The organism is Enterococcus sp. BWT-B8, from assembly GCF_020567625.1.
In the GTDB taxonomy this organism is placed as follows: domain Bacteria; phylum Bacillota; class Bacilli; order Lactobacillales; family Enterococcaceae; genus Enterococcus_L.
The window spans coordinates 25,895-43,819 of the sequence record NZ_JAJDJV010000013.1; the positions used below are offsets into that span (position 1 = coordinate 25,895).

Below are 17,925 nucleotides of genomic sequence, written 5' to 3' on the forward strand. Positions count from 1 at the left end.
AGATTAGAGGTGTAGAAAATGAGAACTGCAGTTTTTCATGGGATTAAAGACTTGGTGATTGAAGAGTGTGACATACCAAAAGTTTCAGCAGATAAGATTCTGATAAAAATCAAAGCCTGTGCGATTTGTACATGGGAGCAAAGAGTATATACAGGCGTTAAAAAGGTGGACTATCCTTTTATTGGCGGACATGAAATAGCTGCTGAGATTATTGATTTGGGCAGTAATATCGATTCGAAAAACTGGACAATTGGGGATAAAGTGGTTTTTGGAACAAATCTAGCCTGCGGGAATTGTGAATTCTGCAAGAGCGGGGAAGAGCAGAATTGTCTGGATTTCAACCACAGCAAGCACTTGGAAGGTCTGCCGCATAAAGGGATGGGCGGTTTGTCGGAATATATGCTTGTCGAACCGCGGCATCTGTTCCATTATTCTAATGTTTCTCCGGAAGAAGCAGCGTTGACAGAACCCTTATCTTGTGTGGTTCATAGTTGTGAAACTGCCGATATTCAATATGGAGATTTAGTAGTGGTCATCGGCTGCGGTATTATGGGACAGCTTCACATCGCACTGGCAGTCAAAAGCGGCGCAGCTGTACTGGCCTGTGATTTGAATCCGGACAGACTGGTTTTGGCAAAGAAGCTTGGCGCCCATTATACTGTCAATTCTGATGAACTGGATTTAGCTGATGAAATAAATCGAATCAGCCGAGGGTTGGGGGCAAATGTAGTGTTCGATACAACCCCTATTCCGTCTGTGGTTGAAGAGGCAGTATCTTTTGTAGCAAATACAGGTCGGGTTATTCTGTATTCTTCATTTTATCCAGACACTCCGGTGCCGTTCAGTCCTGACAAGCTTCACAAGGGAGGCTATCAAATTGCAGGAACAGCTAATTCAAACAGTCGTGATTTTGTTCGGGCAGCGAAAATGATCAGTGAGAAAATTATTGATGTACGACCCTTTATCAGTGAAGTGGTTGGGTTTGATGAAGTGGTTTCAGGTTTTGAATCGGCGATCAAAGGTGACAAGTACCGGGTAGTTGTAAAATTCTAGGATCAAGAGAGCGAAGCAGACGGTATCGATGGATGAAGGTATGTTATAATCAACATGAAAAAATCTGACAAAATGCATCCATCCCGGACGAATCTAACTGTCTGCTTTGAAGAGTATTTACTTGATATACTACTTAGAGCAGAATAACAAGGAGGTATATCAATTCATGGAAGAGTTCATTCCAAAATATAAACGTGTAAGTAATGATATTCAACATTTGGCAAAAATTTTAAGTAATCAGGGGAAGCCTCTTCCCAGTGAAAGAAAGCTCTCTGAAAGCTTAAATGTTAGTCGGACGACTGTTAAACGTGCCCTTGAAGCATTGGAAAGACAAGGAATTGTCTCATACATTGAAGGAAAAGGATTTATTTTGCAGGATCGGGATGTAAAAGTTGTTTCCAGTATGCATATTTCAGGATTTTATGATGATATTGTTTCAAGGAAAAAGAAAATCAGTTCAGAGGTCTTACAAAAGAATGTTATTCAAGCGGATAAAGAGTTAAGTACCGTGCTTGAAATTGCTGAAGGAGATTATGTTTTTAATCTCCTGAGACTGAGAAGCGTAGACAATATGGTTTATTCTCTGACTGAAAGCTTTATTCCACTAGATCGTTGTCCTGAAATAGGTTCAATTGATTTAACGGATAAATCGCTCTGGAAAACACTTAGTCAGTTTGGGATTCAACCGCAAATTGTCAGTCAGCGTGTCAGCGCACGAATGGCTAATTATACTGAAATTGATTACTTAAATATTTCTAAGCCTGCTGTTGTCATGGTTGTGAACAATCTTGCTTGTTGGGAAAATAAGCCCATTGAGCTTTCCTATGTATATACAGACGTCCTCTCGACAAATCTTGAATATCGTTTTACTAATTAAAACGAGGAGGACAAATTATGTTAGTCACATTGAAGGAACTCTTGAAAGATGCAAAACGCACACCTTATGCTGTTGGAGCAATAAATGTTCCAAACCTTGAAGCAATTCGTGCAGTGGTTGAGGCAGCAGAGGAGTTGAATTCTCCGGTTATTTTACAGCATGCCGAAGTACATGAAAATCTGGTTCGTCTGGAAGAAATTGGTCCGGTGATGTTGGATTATGCACGCCGGGCAAAAGTTCCTGTTGCAGTTCACTTAGACCACGGAGCATCTTTTGATATGTGTGTTCAGGCAATCAGATTGGGCTTTACGTCTATTATGTATGATGCATCCAGCAAGCCGTATGCAGTCAATTTGGCAGAAACAAAAGAAATTGTTAAAATTGCTCATGCAGCAGAGGTCTCTGTTGAGGCAGAATTGGGTCATATTTTTACCTCAGCTGTCGGCGGTGGTGAAGGGCGCGGTTCTGATTCCAGTGAAGATTATGATGATTTGGAGGATGTGTATACAGATCCAGACATGGCAAAAGCTTTTGTGGAGGAAACAGGGGTGGATTGTCTGGCGATTGGGTTTGGAACCGTTCACGGTATTTATTTAAAAGAGCCCAAACTGGATCTGGATCGTATTCTGCAAATCAAAAATAAGATTGATATCCCTTTTGTCATGCATGGCGGTTCAGGGGTATCCGAGGCAGACTATAAAATGGCAATCAGAAATGGTATTTGTAAAATTAATTACTATACTTATATGAATAAAGCCGGTGGTAAAGGGGTTATAAAATGTCTGAAAAAAATGATTGCCGGAGAAACGGTCTTTTTTGACGAACTTTCTTTGGCTGCAACAGCCGAAATGAAGAAAAATGTCAAAGAAGCAATGAAAATTTTTATGAACCCTTAGGAGCTGTCTGAGAACTTGGACTGTAAGAAAATTTAGAGATGCCATGATTTTGAAGTGAAAATAAGGTGTTTGTTTATAAGGTATGGAGTCGTTCTAGTCAGCGAAGGAGGCAAAGATGGCTAAAATTGCTGCTTCAATTATGTGCGGAAATCAACTGAAATTAGGTCAGGAACTGGAAGACCTGCAAATAGCTGGAATAGACTGGCTGCATTGTGATGTTATGGATGGAATGTTTGTGAATAATTTAGCAATGGGACCTTATGTGCTGGAGCCGATTATTCAATCTGGTCAATTTACAACAGACGTTCATTTGGCGTGTATTCATCCGGAAAAATATATAGAGATGTTTGCACTGATTCATCCTGACTATATTACATTTCATGTGGAAACAACGACAGATGCTGCAGGGCTCATTCGTCAGATTCATCAGATGGGAATGAAAGCGGGGATTGCTCTAAACCCACAGACAACGGTTGAAATGATTTTCCCTTATTTGTCTGATGTTGACCTGGTTTTAATGATGACGGTAAATCCGGGTTTTGCGGGACAGAAATTTGATTACAGTGTTTTGGAAAAGCTGAAGCTGTTAAACGAAGAATTAAAAAAGCAACAGCTCAGTCCGCTTATTGAAGTGGATGGAAATATACACTCAGAGACTGTTTCGTTGATCAGTCAGTATGGGGCTGATCTGTATGTGGTTGGAACCTCTGCGCTTTTTAACAGCAAACAAGGAAGCTATCGTGATAAGGTGGAAGACTTGTTAACAGCTGTTTGCAAAATCAAAAGCTAAAAGAAAATTGTAAAGAGATAAGGGATGTGACAAACATTCATAGGGGCAGTTGCCCTCATGAATGTTTGTCACAATCTCTTTTTTTTTTAGTAATAGATTACAGTTGCTGAAATTACAATATCTGTCAGTAAAACAGTTTCTGGTTAAGGATGAATGTTTCATATTCAAAGATTAATGAGATCGGTAGATATCTGGTTATTTTTGAAGCTGCTCGTTCTTGTCATTGAAGTATACAGGTTAAAATTTTCTATCATTGAACATTATTTATAAACGACCTTTTATTATAATTTATAATTTGGTCAGATTACTAGTGCTCAATATCATGGGGTTTATTTGTTTTTTTAATTAATTATTTATTTTATTTTAATATTTTATTTACTTTTTTTAAAATAACGTTTATTCTGTTGTTGGAAAGAAATGCTATTGTATGAAAAAGATTTTTAGTTTGATGAGGTGTTAATATGAATATTTTAAATAAAAGGGACTATGCTTATAGCTATATCATTAGAAGTATTTTTTCAGAAGAAGAACTGTCTGTGGAATCGTTGATTTATGAATTAAATATCAGCAAATCTACATTTGCTAATATTATTAATGAATTAAACGAAATTATTTATCCGATTCAAATTAAGTATTATCAAAATACAATAAAACTTATTCGACCTCCAGAATATTCCTTTGACTTTTGTATAGCTCAAATTTTAAAAAATAGTTTAGAGTATTCCATTATGGAATTGCTGTTTTTTGAACAACACCCTACTTACTTAGCGATTTCTGATGAATTATTTGTTAGTGAATCTACAATAAAAAGAATAATTGGGTCCATTAGACCCAAACTAAAAGAAATAGATATTATCCTTCAAACTAAACCTTTATGCATTACTGGAAATGAGACAAATATTCGTTATTTCTTTATGGCTTTTTTTAAAGAAAAATATGGCTTTTTTAACCTTCCCTTTCCAGAAGGCACTATAAAAGCTTTAGGGAACTTTTATAGATACGGTGCATTTGTTATGGAAAAACAATCTACAGCTCAACAATACATTCGATTTATATTATCAACTGCAGTTTCATATGAAAGAGAACTTCGTCACCATAGACTTGATTTACCTAATAGTTTAAATATAAAGTTTCTTAAAAAATTGATAGATACTGCTCCTAATCTTATTACCGAATTAGAAAGACCCGATGATCCAAATGATACTGAATTTTATATTCGTATTTTTTATCTTTTTACAAATAATACTCCCTTAAACCTTGAAATAAACAATCGCTCTGTTGCATCTCAAAATCAACAAATAGCTGAATTTTTAAGTCTATTTTGCGATATTTTCAAACTACAGATTGATAAAAAACAACTAGATGATCTTTCATTAGAAATTTTTGAAATTATTTACAACTTTAAAAGACCTATTGAGTCATCTAACTTTGTACTAACAAATCAATTTAAAGAATTTTACCAACTAAGTACTTTTTTTATGGAGTCTTATCATCTTATAATGAAAGAGATTTATGAATATTGTTTTTCAGAAGAATTTTATTCATACTTCTATATTGTCTTTTTTGCAGTTACAACTACTTTTCCACATCTATTAGATACGTTATATGATGATTATAGTAATATTACGATAACATTACTGATCGATTTTGATTTCCAATTCTCTAATTATTTAAAGAATAAACTCGAAAAATTGATTCCTGGCAGCCCACATTTCAATGTTATTTCTACCGCTAAAGATTTAAATATTTCAAAAATAGTTGAAACTACTGATTTATTAATTACAAATATATTAGATATTACGCCATTTAAAACATCAACAACTACCGTAATTTCTATTTCTCATTATTTAACTCAACAGGATTTAACCTATATACTAAATGCTGTTCAAGCTAAGTATAAGAAAAATCATATGGAACTTTTAACAGAAAGCTCTATTTATTTTACTAAATATAATGTATATTGAATGGTTATCAAATTGCTTGCTGGACGAATTCCTGTAAAAAAAGATAAAAAACTGAACTGCTTTTCAGTTCAATGGAAATTAGGTGCAAAGAATCTACCATCAATTTAGACAGATTTAAGGCAACACACTCAAAGCAACGCTGGCAAGCATAGTATCTTTTCTTTTCATTAGAATTAAGTCCATTCTAAAACAACGTTCAATTGACTGAAGCTGTGCTCCACCTCGATACGATCTCGATTGTCCAAGCGTTTGCTGTGAACTTCATTTTTAGGGGTATCCCAAGGCTGGACCGGAAAGACGAATCTCCCGTTGCTTACAGTAGTTGAGATTGTTCCGATTGCGATCGATTTTCCCTAAACGGGCAACTTCATTGGCTAAACTAATATCCAGCTTAGTGCCAAATTCCGTTGCTGCTTTGATTTTCACATGAACAATAGGCAGATAAACTTCCCGAGCTTTTCGACGGTAAGTGCGCGGTTTATTCAATTGCTTTTCTTCGTAGAGGGTGTCAATAATGGTTTCCTCAAGTGTCCGAGCATCATTCAATAACTTCGTGTCTGTTGGATACTTGATCTGGTGCGGTGCATGGGCGGTATCTAAAATAAGCGTTCTGCTATTCGAATCGCTGTCATCATCATCTTCTGGTTGTTCTTTCAAGTGAGCGCCTAAGATTTTTTCGTTAATTGTCATCAGTGTCATGTCGTCTAAGCGTTTGAAAAAATAGAGCATTGTAGACGCATCAAACGGTTGTTCATCTTGATAGCCAGACAAGCCGATAAAGAATTAAAGATAGGGGGTTTCTTGAATTTGCAGGATCATTTCTTCGTCAGAATAGCTGTATTCTTTTTGGATGAGTAATGCTTCTAGTGTCATCCGCAACGTTTGGTCACAGTGCCCTTTTTGTTCCGAAAGTTTTTGGCATATTCTTTTTCCAATACCTTCCACGGAATGATCTGCACTTTTTTGATCCAGTGATTTTGCGGTTAAATCGCTGAATAACCAATATTTTTTGATTATTCAGCAGGTATTATATAGCAAGCTTAACACTTAATTAGAATTTTCAAGTTCAAATTCTAATTAAATACAAACAAAAATGACCTTGTATCATTATGTCTTTCTATGCTATGGATTAACTACGGACTAAAGTTGATTTTCTATAAGTTAGCTGACAGAAAATAGCTAGCTTATTTGTTTTTTAACATAAAGTCTCAAAAATTTATAAAAAACGAGACTATGACATACTAATGTCATAGTCCCCTAACACCGAATAAACAGCGTTCCAGTCTTTATATGATCTGAGCATTTGTAAGAAGCGTAGGAGTGAAATCCCTCCATACTTCGAGGATCGGAACGAAGTCCTTTAATTCTTAGTGGCTTTGCCATTTAGAAATTGATGAGATCGAAACGAAGTGAAGTGTAGTATAGTGAGAATCGTAGACGCAGAAAAACGGATACCGCGTATTGGCGTAGTGTTTTGTCTCGAGAATCGTTAGACTCATAGAGACAGCAGTTCTTCTACGCTCCGCAGCATACAGTTCTACTACATCAAGTGAGCTGGTTTCATTCAAGGAATACTTATCAAAACTACGCATACCATTCTGCTAAAGTACGAATATAAGCAGAAGTGGCAAAGTAGAACTAGGATCTCGGAAATAAGCCGAATACTCTCAAAAATATGGAAAGCTCCAAGTAGACATCAATCCGCAGCCTTATTGTCATAAATCACTACGATTGACTTGTCAGAGTAGATGCGTGTTACCTACCTGGTTCTTGAGGCAGAACACTTCTGCTCCAGTGATTACTCGTCGTATGGAGCAGAAGTGTCACAACCTCTATAGTATCAAGTTTTATTTGTGTGAATTTTTTAAATTTTGATTATTAAAAAATATAAACTGGTGTAAATTTTGCTAATGATGTTTCTTTACTCGCACCATCTTCTTTAATATTTAGCGTATATTCTTGATTAGAAAACTTAGTATTTTGTGGAAAAACAAATAGTCGTTGCATAGGTGTAGGTAAAAAGGTGCTTCCCGCAATCTCTCCATTTTTATCTCGTAAAATAAATGTATACCCAGTTTTATATTTCTCGTTAAGTCTAAACTCAAGCGAGTGTGTTTCAGTTGTTAGTCTATTACTACTTTGTAATAATTTATCTCCAGAGGGTACATCTTCAAAAACATCTTTAAAGCCATTTAGTTGTAGGATATTACTTACCTTTCCGATGGCCCCCGTTTTCAAAAGCTCTCCACTATATGATTCTGGATTGAGTAGGGTATCTTTAAAAAAGTTATTTTGAATAGCAATTTCTTCATAAAATGAACCATCGTATGCTACTTGTCTGATAACTACAGAGTTTATTATTGATTCTCTTTCTTCTTCAGTAGGATACTGTTCAAAGAATTTATCTATATTAATATCAAAAGCTACTACTTTCCCTGACTCAATCACCTTTAATGCTTGAATATTTAGTAAAGCAACAAATGTATCCTTAGTGTCTACAGCTTTGTTTAAAGTTACTCTTAAAACATTATAGCTAGATAAAAATGCATCTTCCACTTGTAATGTAGAGTCACTCTTTTGTGATATTTCAATATTTTGAGAATCTGCAAAAGCTTGTTCACTTGTAGTTACTCCTGCTAAAGTTGCAATAGTCAATGCTGTTATTGTCGTTAATAAATATTTTTGTTTCATCTTTTCCTCCAAATTTTCTGATTTCTGATTAATGATGATTAATTTCCACACTAGTCCACAAAATAAATTATGTATTTCAGACCAGAATTAGATCATTCATTAGCTATAGAATACGATATCCTTTCTAATTAGGTCAGGTCATATTTCAATTTCAAAAATTAAAATTGACCGCAAGCGTATACTTTAGTATCCACGCACCTAGAGAGTATCGACATAAACCTAGATTAAAAATTAAGTATAGAAAAAATGGTGTAAATGTCAGGTAGCAAAGCACCCAGACGATGAATAGCCCGATTGCTATACTAACAATTGAGCGAAGGTTGTCTGCTAGTTATTTGTATTTTTCTTGAATGATTGTTGACCATAGAAGATAGTCATCTAACATTTCCGAACAAAGAACCGGTAGATTAGGCAGTTCCTCCAATAAGTAAGTGAGGTAGTGGCTCCCATTTAATCCATCCAGCTCCGCAATTTTCAGTACACTTAAGATATGGCTCGAAGTCGTGCCTCTTCCAAACTGTTTGAAAAAAAACAATTTTTTCTCCCCATTATGAGCTCTTTCACCAAACGTTCACTATAAGTATTGGTGACCTCTAAACGTCCATCCCCAACTGGAGTCAAACTAGCTGTAAAAATTATAGAAATAGCTAGTTTGACTCCAGTTTCTTTTAAAGCTGCTCCTTCTTGTCATTGAAATATACACGTTAACATTTTCTATCTTTGAACTTCATTTATAAATGATCTTTTATTATAATTTGGTCAGATCACTAGTGACTTAATATAATAGATATAAGTAAAAACAGACAGATGATAAATATACTCTCTAGTATATCAGCACTTGGGTTGCTGTTCCGGACAATATTTTTGAGCTGGCCAGTTTAGTTAAGAAAAAAATTGAATTTTATGAAACCTTTTTAAAGAAAAGACTGTCTAATAGATATAAGGCAGAAAGTAGGAGATGTATGGAGAAAGAGTTGCAAATAAGGTTGGTAAAACAGGCTAAAATTGGGGATGCCGAGGCATTTGTAAAGCTATGCGGGGCTTACCAAACGGTGTTGTATAATTCCGCCTACAAACTATTGGCAGACAATGAGGATGTGGCCGATTGTCTGCAGGAAACAGAAATTCGCGCATGGAAAAAAATAACTAATCTAAAAAATGAAGCAGCATTTAATTCTTGGATATTTAGGATCATGGTAAATATTGCCAAAGGAATCTTGAAAAGACGGGTTGAATCCGTTGAGTTTGAAGAAAAACATATGACTAGAGAAGAAGACAGTTATGGAACTTCTGATCTTGAACAAGGATTAAATAGATTGTCGGAGAAATACAAAATTCCACTCATTTTACATTATTATGCAGGATTTAGTATCAAAGAAATTGCTGTTCAGGAAAGGATATCTGCAAATACAGTGAAAACCAGACTGGCACGCGGAAGAGTCAAATTGAAAGCCTTATTGGAGGAGAACGGTCATGGATAAAAAGACGATCGACAGGATTAAAAACGAAAAAGAAATTCCTGCTGAAGTAATGGAAAAACTGCTTCTCAATCGGAAGCTGATTTTGACAAACCAAATCAGTCAGGAAAAAGCTGTTAAAGTGAGCCGCAGGAAAAAAGTGATGTTTATTTTGGCAGCGGCATCCATTGTTTTTCTGCTTGTAATGATTAAGACGCCGGTGGGTACAGCACTTGAAAAGATGTTTGGCATCAGCCGGGATTCAGGGGTTGGAACAGTGGAAAGTCATGGTATTCCGAATAAGCTTGACTTGACAAGTATCCAAAATGGACGTGAAATTAAGCTGACTAAATTTGTCGCAACGAAGAAAAAACTTGCTTTCGATTATCAATTCAAGCTGAATGATGAGAAACTGAGAACTTTGCTGGAAAAAGAAATTGCAGCAGGTTCAAATTATCAGGATATTTTACTTGGACTTTTTGCTGAAGGGAACATGGAGGATTTATTTAGGGGTGTACTATCTTATTCGACCTTTCGTATTGAAGGGGATATGTTTTACGGGTCTGTTATAGCTATTTTTGATAAGGAGAAAATACCGGAAAATGCTAAATTAACCCTGCATATTTATCGGTTGCATTGGCAGGATTGGGATGAATATGAAGCTGTCAAGGCTGAAGCGATTAAAAAGGCATACAGCTCTTTCAGTGTTGAAACAGCCTTAGTGTATGAAGGCGATTGGAGCTTCAACGTTGAATATGAGCCGCTGACTCAAACCGCTGAACCACAAGTTCTTCAGGCTGATAATGTTCATGAGATTAAAGCAAAAAGTGATGCGCTGCAGACCACTGTTTCTTTTAACATCCCTACAGAAGGAGATTCAGGCGACTTTCAATTTTATGATGTAATTATTTATAAAAACGACGTTAAGAATGAGGCGCAGTCAAGCTTTAGTTACGAAAATAAAAATGGTAATACTGCATTTGATTTTTCTTTTGATTTGAGTGCACTGGATAACACCTCTGTTTACAAAATTCAAGTCAATGAAGTTGACGAAATGGGGAATATAGTAAAAGAATTAGGCAGCTTTGAGTTGCAAAATAAATAAGTGAAATGCGTATAGAAAATAAGAAGAGAGAGTTTTATACGCAGGTTCTGTGACCTAATGATTGGTACAAAATAAGTAGAACGATCTAGTTTGTCCCTCAAGGTTAACTTGGAGAAGAACCTCAATAAGCGATCGACCTACACGCCCTTCTGTCCTCTTTAGTATGACAGGAAATAGCGTGTAGGCCGATCGTTTTTTTCTTTTCATTCTGTTTGGTGCGGGTGGATAGCCCTCATGAGTGTTTGTCCCAACCTCTTTTTTAGTGGTTACTTTCACAGCTGTGGTTTGCGTATAGTTTGAAAGTAAAAAAATCTTCGGTGATACAAAACAGTTCCCTGAAAATGAGGTACTTATCAAAAGAGGAATGCGTTTACAAGGTTGTTTGAATATGTTAATATTTACTTGTTCGAACAAGTAAACTATATTGTGGATCACTCAATAGGAAGCGGTGATAAATAATTTTTCTGGACAGATCACATTCTTTAAATTTGGTGTGAAGAATAAGTGAATGGTGGTGGAAGTAATCATAATTAAGGAAGAGTTGAATAGGCAAACTAAGTTAAGAAGTATTTACTTCAATCGATATCTCCTATTTCGTTATGCTACAGCAATGTTTTTCTTTATCAATTTATATTGGGGTGTATTAAGTTTTTCTGTTCCAAACATTTGGACGGCAGTGCCAATAGGGCTGCTTATAATTGATATCGCTATCATCATTGAACAAACCGCAAAATACTGGAATCCTTCCAAACGTTTGCTGTTTACGAAAGCAGGGTATGCCGTGCAGATTAGCAGTAATTTAGTGGGAATTATGCTGATTTTTCTGGGGCAACAGCAGCAGCTTTTTCCATTTATCAATGAGAGTGGTCGTGGATTGTTGCTTATATGTCTGATTATTGGGTGTCTTGCAGGAATCGTTGTCGAATGGAAGGTTTGGCAAATTGAACAGGACAAGGATTCCTATTTAGAACATATGAAAATTTTTGAGGATAGTTTAGAAAAGGAAAGGTGATAAAAATGGATTCAGATAACAAATTATTTAAGTTTTTGAACAATTATTTAATGGGACCGATGGGAAAAATTTCCCAGCTTAGAATTGTTCGGGGGGTTATGGCTGCAGGGATGGCCTCTATTCCATTTACGATTGTCGGCTCAATGTTTCTGATTATTGCTGTTTTACCGCAAAGCTTTCCAGCATTAGAGGGGATCTGGGAAGCTTCGTTCAATCGGGTTCAAAGCTTATACATGCTGGCAAATATGGCGACAATGGGAATTTTGGCTCTTTATTTTTGTATTGTTTTTGGCTACGAATATTCAAAAATTCAGGCTCAGGAAGAGAAAATCAATTTGAATCCATTGAACGGAGCTTTGCTGTCTATGATGGCATTCTTTATGTGTTTGCCGGAGCTGATTTTTGATGGCGGAGTTGCCGTATTGGTCAGTGTGATTACAGAGGATCAAAAAATTATTGATGGCTGGGAAATGTCCGGTGGTGTTACACGTCTGGGAACAACAGGAATTTTTACAGCAATTATTATGTCCATTATTGCAGTGAAGCTGTATACGTTGTGCGTGAAACGCAAGTGGGTCATCAAAATGCCGGAAACTGTTCCAACCGGAGTTTCAACTTCTTTTACTGCTCTTATTCCAACTATCTTGATTGCACTGACAGTTGTTGTTATTAATGGCGTATTAATTGCTTTGGGAACAGATATCTTTAAGATGATTGCCATTCCATTCGGTTTTGTTACTAATTTAGCGAATACCTGGGTGGGATTGCTGGTTATTTACTTCTTAATGCACGCACTTTGGGTCGTTGGTATTCATGGGGCAACGATAGTTACCTCATTTTTGACACCTATAGTTCTATCCAACATGGTTCAAAATCAAAATGGAGCAAATCTGCCATTTGCAGGTGAGTTTAACAACAGTTTTGTTACGATTGGCGGTTCTGGTGCAACACTGGGGATGGTTGTTTTTATCACATTCTTTGCAAGATCAGCACAGCTAAGTGCTCTGGGAAAGGCAGCAGTGATTCCGTCACTCTTTAATATTAATGAACCGATTTTATTTGGGATGCCGGTTGTCTATAATCCTTATACAGCTATTCCTTTTTTCCTGGCTCCAATGAGTTCAATGTCCGTTGCTTACTTTGCCATCAAATTTGGGCTGGTTAACCCGCCAATTGCGCAGGTTGCCTGGCCGACACCACTTGGTTTGTCAGGATTTATTGGGTCAGGCGGTGACTGGAGGGCATTCGTGCTGGCAGTTGTCTGTGCGGGGACAGCATTTTTGATCTGGTTCCCGTTCATCAAGTTTTATGATGGGAAATTGTATCAGGAGGAGCAGGCAAAAGCTGCAGTAAACGAAATGAATTAGGAACTGCAGTTGTTATTGTATTATGTAATACAGAGCAATGAACAAAAGTATTAATAAAAAACAGAGAATTATTTTTTACTGAGTTGAGCGTGAAAAAGAGAAGTGAGAATGATAACTCCAGAGGATTGAGATATAATAATAAAGTGATAGTGACTAGTTATATTAATTAAAAAAGGAGTGTCAGTAATGCAGCGTAAACATCCACTGGATATTAAAATGTTGGTTAAAGAAATGGTCAATGAAATCCAAAAGGGGACGCTTGCTGATGAGAGCGGCAAGCTGCCAAGCGAGTATACCTTGATGTCCCATTATAATGTCTCTCGTTATGCATTACGACAGGCTCTTGGACAGCTAGGTGACATGGGCTATATCTATCAGTCACATGGTATTGGTTCTTTTGTTCGTCCCAAGCGTCGTGATACCGTGATGAATCTGCAAAATGACACAGAATTAACAGAAGAGCTGGCACGTCCTGGTCGTGTAATTACAACAGTGGCAGCCTGCCAGTGTATAGTGAGTGCAGCTGATGCCGATTTTTTACCGGAGAACCATGATTTGCCTGCTGGAGAGCGATTAATAGAAATTAAGCGTCAGCGAACACTTGATGGAGAACCTTATTTGATTGAGCAGTCGTATTATTTACAGTCAGTTGCTGAAGAAATTCCGGAAGAGTCGCTCTACGATTCTGTTTTTAAATATTTTGAACTGAAAAAAAATATCAAAGTAGGATTTATTGACAAAATCATCAGCAGTGAACCACTTTCTGACTGGGGAGCAAGTTTCTTTCAATTGCCTGCAGGAGCGCCGACACTGGTTGTGCGTGATGACAGTTTTTTAAGTTCAGGAAAACTTCTGGCCTTTTCAAAAATTTGCTATGACTATCGTAAAGCAGAGCTGTTTATGTTTAAGAAAAACTATTAATGGAGCTGAAAATAATTTTGTGAATCAGATATTTTGCTGAATAATCAAAAGCAGTAAATAAAGTTGTTGCAAATATTCCTCCTGTCTTATAAAATAAATAGACACACTCTTTAGGGGAGTAGCCGGCAAGAGTCATTGTGATAATATCAACAGTAAGTTAATCACTAAAGTGGTTTTCTGGTATTATATGAAACGGTGAGACCTAAGATAAGTAGCTTCTACTTGTCTTGGGTCTTTTTTAGTTGAAATTGCAGGCTTCAGACGATGCAGATTGCAGCAGTGTGGTCAAAAAACAAAATTTGGAGGATAAACATGGAAAATAATCAGGAAGCAAAACAAAAACAAATTTATCAACAATCATTGGGTACATTATTCACTGAAACAAAAAGCAGTGAATCTGGCCTAAATTCATCACAGACAGAGGAGAGATTAAAAGCAGATGGCTATAATCAGTTAAAAGAAGCGCCGAAAAAATCAAGCTTCGTACTCTTTTTGGAAACATTTAAGGATGCAATGGTTATCGTCCTGCTTATCGTTGCCATTGTTCAAATGGTTATGGGAGCCTACGTAGAATCGCTGGTTATTTTTGCAGTGCTAATGCTGAATTCAGTAGTCAGCGTGATTCAAACCAAAAAGGCAGAAGGATCACTAGAGGCTTTAAAAAGTTTGTCAGCACCGGATGCGCGTGTCTTGCGTGACGGACAGGAGAAAACGATTTTGGCAAAAGAAATCGTTGTTGGAGATATTGTCCTGCTGGATGCCGGCGACTATGTACCCGCAGATGGCCGTCTGCTGGAAGCTGGATCATTGAAGGTAGATGAAGGAATGCTGACTGGTGAATCGACACCGTCAGAAAAGGAAGTAAAGGAAATTTCAGATACAGTTCCAATTGGCGATCGTGTAAATATGGTGTTCAGCGGCACGATTGCTACTTACGGTCGTGGAAAATTTCTGGTGACCGGTGTTGCCAATCAAACAGAGATTGGACAGGTGGCTGGATTACTTGAAACAACAGTTGAAAATAAAACTCCGCTGCAGAGAGGTTTGGACAGCTTCAGTAAAAAACTCAGTCTGGCAATTTTAGCACTGTCTTTAGTTATTCTTGCTATCCAGCTAGGACGCTTATTTTTAGGTAGAGGTTCGGGTGATTTAACGGAAGATGTCATTCAGGCATTTATGTTTGCAGTTGCTGTAGCAGTTGCGGCCATTCCTGAAGCGCTGCAGTCTATTGTCACCATTGTTTTGTCAATAGGGACTAAAAAAATGGCAAAGAGACATGCGATTATCCGTAAACTCCCAGCTGTTGAGACGCTAGGTTCAACCAGTATCATCTGTACTGATAAAACAGGAACTCTGACACAAAATAAAATGACGGTTGTCAATTTTTATTTAGCTAATGGTAAAATGAGTGAATTTTCCAAAGAGCCGCAGAAATGGACGAGAGATGAACAGCGGTTAATGGAAATTGCTGTGTTGGCAAATGATGCAGCGATTAGTGAAGATGGAAGTCCGCTTGGTGATCCGACGGAAGTGGCTTTGATTGATTTTATCAATAAACAAAATCAGCCGTATCAGATAATTAGAGAACAGTTTCCCCGGAAGGGTGAACTGCCTTTTGATTCTGATCGAAAACTGATGTCAACCCTTCATGATATAGACGGCGAGCAGTTGATTTTGGTTAAAGGCGGACCAGATATCGTTTTTGAAAGAAGTAGCCAGGTGCTGTTGGATGGAGAAATTGTTCCGTTTACTGAAGAAGCAAAACAAAAATTCCAGCATCAAAATGAAGAATTTTCCAAGCAGGCACTTAGAGTGTTAGCCTTTGCCTACAAGCCCGTTGCACATAAGGAACTGACATTGGATGATGAAAATGAATTAATTCTTGTTGGATTGCTGGCAATGATTGACCCACCTCGAAAAGAAGTGGTACAGGCGATAATTGAAGCAAAATCAGCGGGCATTAAAACGATTATGATTACTGGGGATCATAAAACAACAGCAGTGGCTATTGCCAAAGAAATCGGTATTTTCTCAGAAGGTGATCAGGCATTGACTGGGACAGAACTGGATGCATTAAGTGAAGAAGAATTAAAAGGAATTTTAGCAAAAGCCACTGTTTATGCACGTGTTTCTCCAGAAAATAAAATTAGAATTGTTCGAGCGTGGCAGGAAAAAGGGAATATTTCCGCAATGACCGGTGATGGTGTAAATGATGCACCGGCTCTAAAACAGGCTGATATTGGTATTGCGATGGGAACTGGAACAGATGTTGCCAAGGATGCAGCAGCTATGGTTCTGACAGATGACAACTTTGCTTCCATTGTAAGTGCAGTAGAAGTTGGCCGTAATGTATTTGATAATATCAAAAAGGCGATTGCCTATTTATTTGCCGGTAATTTAGGTGCCATCATTGCAATCATTTTTGCATTGATTATGGGCTGGGCAAATCCGTTTACTGCACTGCAGCTGTTGTTCATTAATCTGGTTAATGATTCGCTGCCTGCTATTGCATTAGGAACGGAAAAAGCAGAGCCGACAATTATGAAACGTCAGCCTCGTAATCCAAATGAAGGGATTTTTACCGGGCGTACTTTAATCTCTGTAACTTATCGGGGAGTGATTATTGCTGGAATGGTTATTTTCGCTCAATGGCTGGGAATGCAGCATTCAACTGAAATGGGTGTGGCAATGGCTTTTTCAACACTGATTTGGTGCCGTACGCTACAAACACTGCCAGCACGCTCCAACACACAAACAGCAATGCAAGCCGGAGTTTTCTCTAATAAAATGGTGCTGCTGGCTATAGTGATTTGCGGTCTGCTGTATAGTGTTACGTTAATTCCCGGTGTAAGAGCAGTCTTTTCAATTCCGGAAAGCTTTGGTTTTGAACAAATTGGACTGTGTATAGGTTTGGCGGCAGTAGCAGTAGCGTTAATGGAGCTGTTAAAAACTGTACTTGTAAAAATGAAGAAACAGAAAAATGGGTTGTATGGTCCAGTTGATTGATATTGATATAATTAAGGTTTGGTGCAGGGGAACGGCTAATTTGAAGAGCAGTCTGTGCTCTGAATCAAAATGATTTAAGTCTGGGAATTTTTCTCAGGCTTTTTCTGTGTGCGTGAACAGACATATCTGAAAAGGAGCTGTTTACTAGCCTGAATATCTGTGTCAACAGATTGGACTATGCTATACTTGTTTTGTGAAAGTGGCGTTAGATGAATCTAAATTTACTCAGGTGTTCATTTGAGACAGCGATTTTGCAGATGTTGATTTGAGAGAAACGAGTTTTAGAGAATCTATTTTGGAAAATGTGGATTTTAGCAATGCATTTGTTAAAGAAGCTCAGTAGTGGTGCAAAGAGGCTCATCCATCATTCGGTCTGCTTCAAGTCATTAGAACAAGCAGTCAACAATCCTGAATGCTTTACGATCACCCATGCAAGTGAACATAATCGGAATGGAAGAAACTATATAGGGTCGTTAAAGAACTGGACTGTGACATAAGTATGTCTAAGTCCCCTAAAACCGAATAAACGGTGTTCCAAAGCCCCTCCATGCTTCGAGGATCGGAACGAAGTGAGAACCGTAGACGCAGAAGCTGTCTCTTCGGAAATAAGTCGAACTATACTGAAAATATGAGTAGCTCCAGGGAGGTATCAATTCACAGCTAGTCATTTTATGACTAGTGTTCCTTGACAATTTTCGTATATTCCGACTTATTGACATAAATCACTACGATTGACTTGTCAGAGTAGATGATGCATGATACCTACCTGGTTCTTGAGACAGAACA

General features: G+C 37.4%; 14 protein-coding genes and 1 pseudogene. 12 read left to right on the plus strand and 3 right to left on the minus strand.

Features of this window, described 5'->3' with window-relative positions; translation table 11 throughout:
- The first annotated feature begins 18 nt into the window (after window positions 1-18).
- From LI951_RS12050 to LI951_RS12070, 5 genes are all read left to right on the plus strand, one after another.
- Entirely contained in the window at window positions 19-1,053 is a 1,035-nt protein-coding gene (locus LI951_RS12050; RefSeq protein ID WP_229442331.1) for a zinc-dependent alcohol dehydrogenase, read from the plus strand.
- A gap of 166 nt (window positions 1,054-1,219) precedes the next feature.
- Entirely contained in the window at window positions 1,220-1,930 is a 711-nt protein-coding gene (locus tag LI951_RS12055; protein WP_202067604.1) for a GntR family transcriptional regulator, read from the plus strand.
- 17 nt (window positions 1,931-1,947) lie between these two features.
- Window positions 1,948-2,826 carry a class II fructose-bisphosphate aldolase gene (locus LI951_RS12060; protein ID WP_229442332.1) on the plus strand — a complete coding sequence of 293 codons (879 nt, stop codon included), beginning with the start codon at window positions 1,948-1,950 and terminating at the stop codon, window positions 2,824-2,826.
- Between the two features lie 115 nt (window positions 2,827-2,941).
- Window positions 2,942-3,616: a ribulose-phosphate 3-epimerase gene (locus LI951_RS12065; RefSeq protein ID WP_229442333.1), complete on the plus strand. Its 675-nt coding sequence runs from the start codon at window positions 2,942-2,944 to the stop codon at window positions 3,614-3,616.
- A 461-nt stretch (window positions 3,617-4,077) separates the two neighbouring features.
- The gene (locus LI951_RS12070; protein ID WP_229442334.1) at window positions 4,078-5,580 is read left to right on the plus strand and encodes a helix-turn-helix domain-containing protein; all 1,503 of its coding nucleotides are present in this window, start codon (window positions 4,078-4,080) and stop codon (window positions 5,578-5,580) included.
- Window positions 5,581-5,847: 267 nt separating this feature from the next.
- On the opposite strand, the gene LI951_RS12075 is transcribed toward LI951_RS12070, so the two are convergent.
- From LI951_RS12075 to LI951_RS12085, 3 genes are all read right to left on the minus strand, one after another.
- Complete coding sequence (locus LI951_RS12075) at window positions 5,848-6,270, minus strand: hypothetical protein (RefSeq protein WP_229442335.1); 423 nt, start codon at window positions 6,268-6,270, stop codon at window positions 5,848-5,850.
- A 93-nt stretch (window positions 6,271-6,363) separates the two neighbouring features.
- Complete coding sequence (locus LI951_RS12080; protein WP_229442336.1) at window positions 6,364-6,525, minus strand: hypothetical protein; 162 nt, start codon at window positions 6,523-6,525, stop codon at window positions 6,364-6,366.
- A gap of 933 nt (window positions 6,526-7,458) precedes the next feature.
- Window positions 7,459-8,271 carry a hypothetical protein gene (locus LI951_RS12085; RefSeq protein WP_229442337.1) on the minus strand — a complete coding sequence of 271 codons (813 nt, stop codon included), beginning with the start codon at window positions 8,269-8,271 and terminating at the stop codon, window positions 7,459-7,461.
- A gap of 962 nt (window positions 8,272-9,233) precedes the next feature.
- Between LI951_RS12085 and LI951_RS12090 the strand changes: the two genes are divergently transcribed.
- The 7 genes and pseudogenes from LI951_RS12090 to LI951_RS15435 form a co-directional block, all read left to right on the plus strand.
- Entirely contained in the window at window positions 9,234-9,752 is a 519-nt protein-coding gene (locus LI951_RS12090; RefSeq protein WP_229442338.1) for an RNA polymerase sigma factor, read from the plus strand.
- Window positions 9,745-10,833 carry a hypothetical protein gene (locus tag LI951_RS12095; RefSeq protein ID WP_229442339.1) on the plus strand — a complete coding sequence of 363 codons (1,089 nt, stop codon included), beginning with the start codon at window positions 9,745-9,747 and terminating at the stop codon, window positions 10,831-10,833. The genes LI951_RS12090 and LI951_RS12095 overlap by 8 nt, the downstream gene beginning before the upstream one ends.
- 508 nt (window positions 10,834-11,341) lie before the next feature.
- Window positions 11,342-11,845: a hypothetical protein gene (locus tag LI951_RS12100; protein WP_202067613.1), complete on the plus strand. Its 504-nt coding sequence runs from the start codon at window positions 11,342-11,344 to the stop codon at window positions 11,843-11,845.
- Window positions 11,846-11,850: 5 nt separating this feature from the next.
- A complete protein-coding gene (gene celB / locus LI951_RS12105; RefSeq protein ID WP_229442340.1) occupies window positions 11,851-13,212 on the plus strand; it encodes a PTS cellobiose transporter subunit IIC in 1,362 nt (453 codons plus the stop codon).
- 186 nt (window positions 13,213-13,398) lie between these two features.
- Window positions 13,399-14,133 (plus strand): GntR family transcriptional regulator, encoded by a 735-nt coding sequence (locus tag LI951_RS12110; RefSeq protein WP_202067615.1) that lies wholly within the window; start codon window positions 13,399-13,401, stop codon window positions 14,131-14,133.
- Between the two features lie 312 nt (window positions 14,134-14,445).
- Window positions 14,446-17,139 carry a cation-translocating P-type ATPase gene (locus LI951_RS12115; protein WP_229442341.1) on the plus strand — a complete coding sequence of 898 codons (2,694 nt, stop codon included), beginning with the start codon at window positions 14,446-14,448 and terminating at the stop codon, window positions 17,137-17,139.
- Between the two features lie 256 nt (window positions 17,140-17,395).
- Window positions 17,396-17,482, plus strand: a pseudogene (locus LI951_RS15435) (pentapeptide repeat-containing protein); the annotation flags it as partial.
- Window positions 17,483-17,925: the final 443 nt, after the last annotated feature.

What these genes read in the sequence shown, in the direction of transcription:
- LI951_RS12050 (WP_229442331.1), top strand. Translation starts at nt 19, where the DNA reads ATGAGAACTGCAGTTTTTCATGGGATTAAAGACTTGGTGATTGAAGAG.
- LI951_RS12055 (WP_202067604.1), top strand. Translation starts at nt 1,220, where the DNA reads ATGGAAGAGTTCATTCCAAAATATAAACGTGTAAGTAATGATATTCAA.
- LI951_RS12060 (WP_229442332.1), top strand. Translation starts at nt 1,948, where the DNA reads ATGTTAGTCACATTGAAGGAACTCTTGAAAGATGCAAAACGCACACCT.
- LI951_RS12065 (WP_229442333.1), top strand. Translation starts at nt 2,942, where the DNA reads ATGGCTAAAATTGCTGCTTCAATTATGTGCGGAAATCAACTGAAATTA.
- LI951_RS12070 (WP_229442334.1), top strand. Translation starts at nt 4,078, where the DNA reads ATGAATATTTTAAATAAAAGGGACTATGCTTATAGCTATATCATTAGA.
- LI951_RS12075 (WP_229442335.1), bottom strand. Translation starts at nt 6,270, where the DNA reads ATGACAATTAACGAAAAAATCTTAGGCGCTCACTTGAAAGAACAACCA.
- LI951_RS12085 (WP_229442337.1), bottom strand. Translation starts at nt 8,271, where the DNA reads ATGAAACAAAAATATTTATTAACGACAATAACAGCATTGACTATTGCA.
- LI951_RS12090 (WP_229442338.1), top strand. Translation starts at nt 9,234, where the DNA reads ATGGAGAAAGAGTTGCAAATAAGGTTGGTAAAACAGGCTAAAATTGGG.
- LI951_RS12095 (WP_229442339.1), top strand. Translation starts at nt 9,745, where the DNA reads ATGGATAAAAAGACGATCGACAGGATTAAAAACGAAAAAGAAATTCCT.
- LI951_RS12100 (WP_202067613.1), top strand. Translation starts at nt 11,342, where the DNA reads ATGGTGGTGGAAGTAATCATAATTAAGGAAGAGTTGAATAGGCAAACT.
- celB (WP_229442340.1), top strand. Translation starts at nt 11,851, where the DNA reads ATGGATTCAGATAACAAATTATTTAAGTTTTTGAACAATTATTTAATG.
- LI951_RS12110 (WP_202067615.1), top strand. Translation starts at nt 13,399, where the DNA reads ATGCAGCGTAAACATCCACTGGATATTAAAATGTTGGTTAAAGAAATG.
- LI951_RS12115 (WP_229442341.1), top strand. Translation starts at nt 14,446, where the DNA reads ATGGAAAATAATCAGGAAGCAAAACAAAAACAAATTTATCAACAATCA.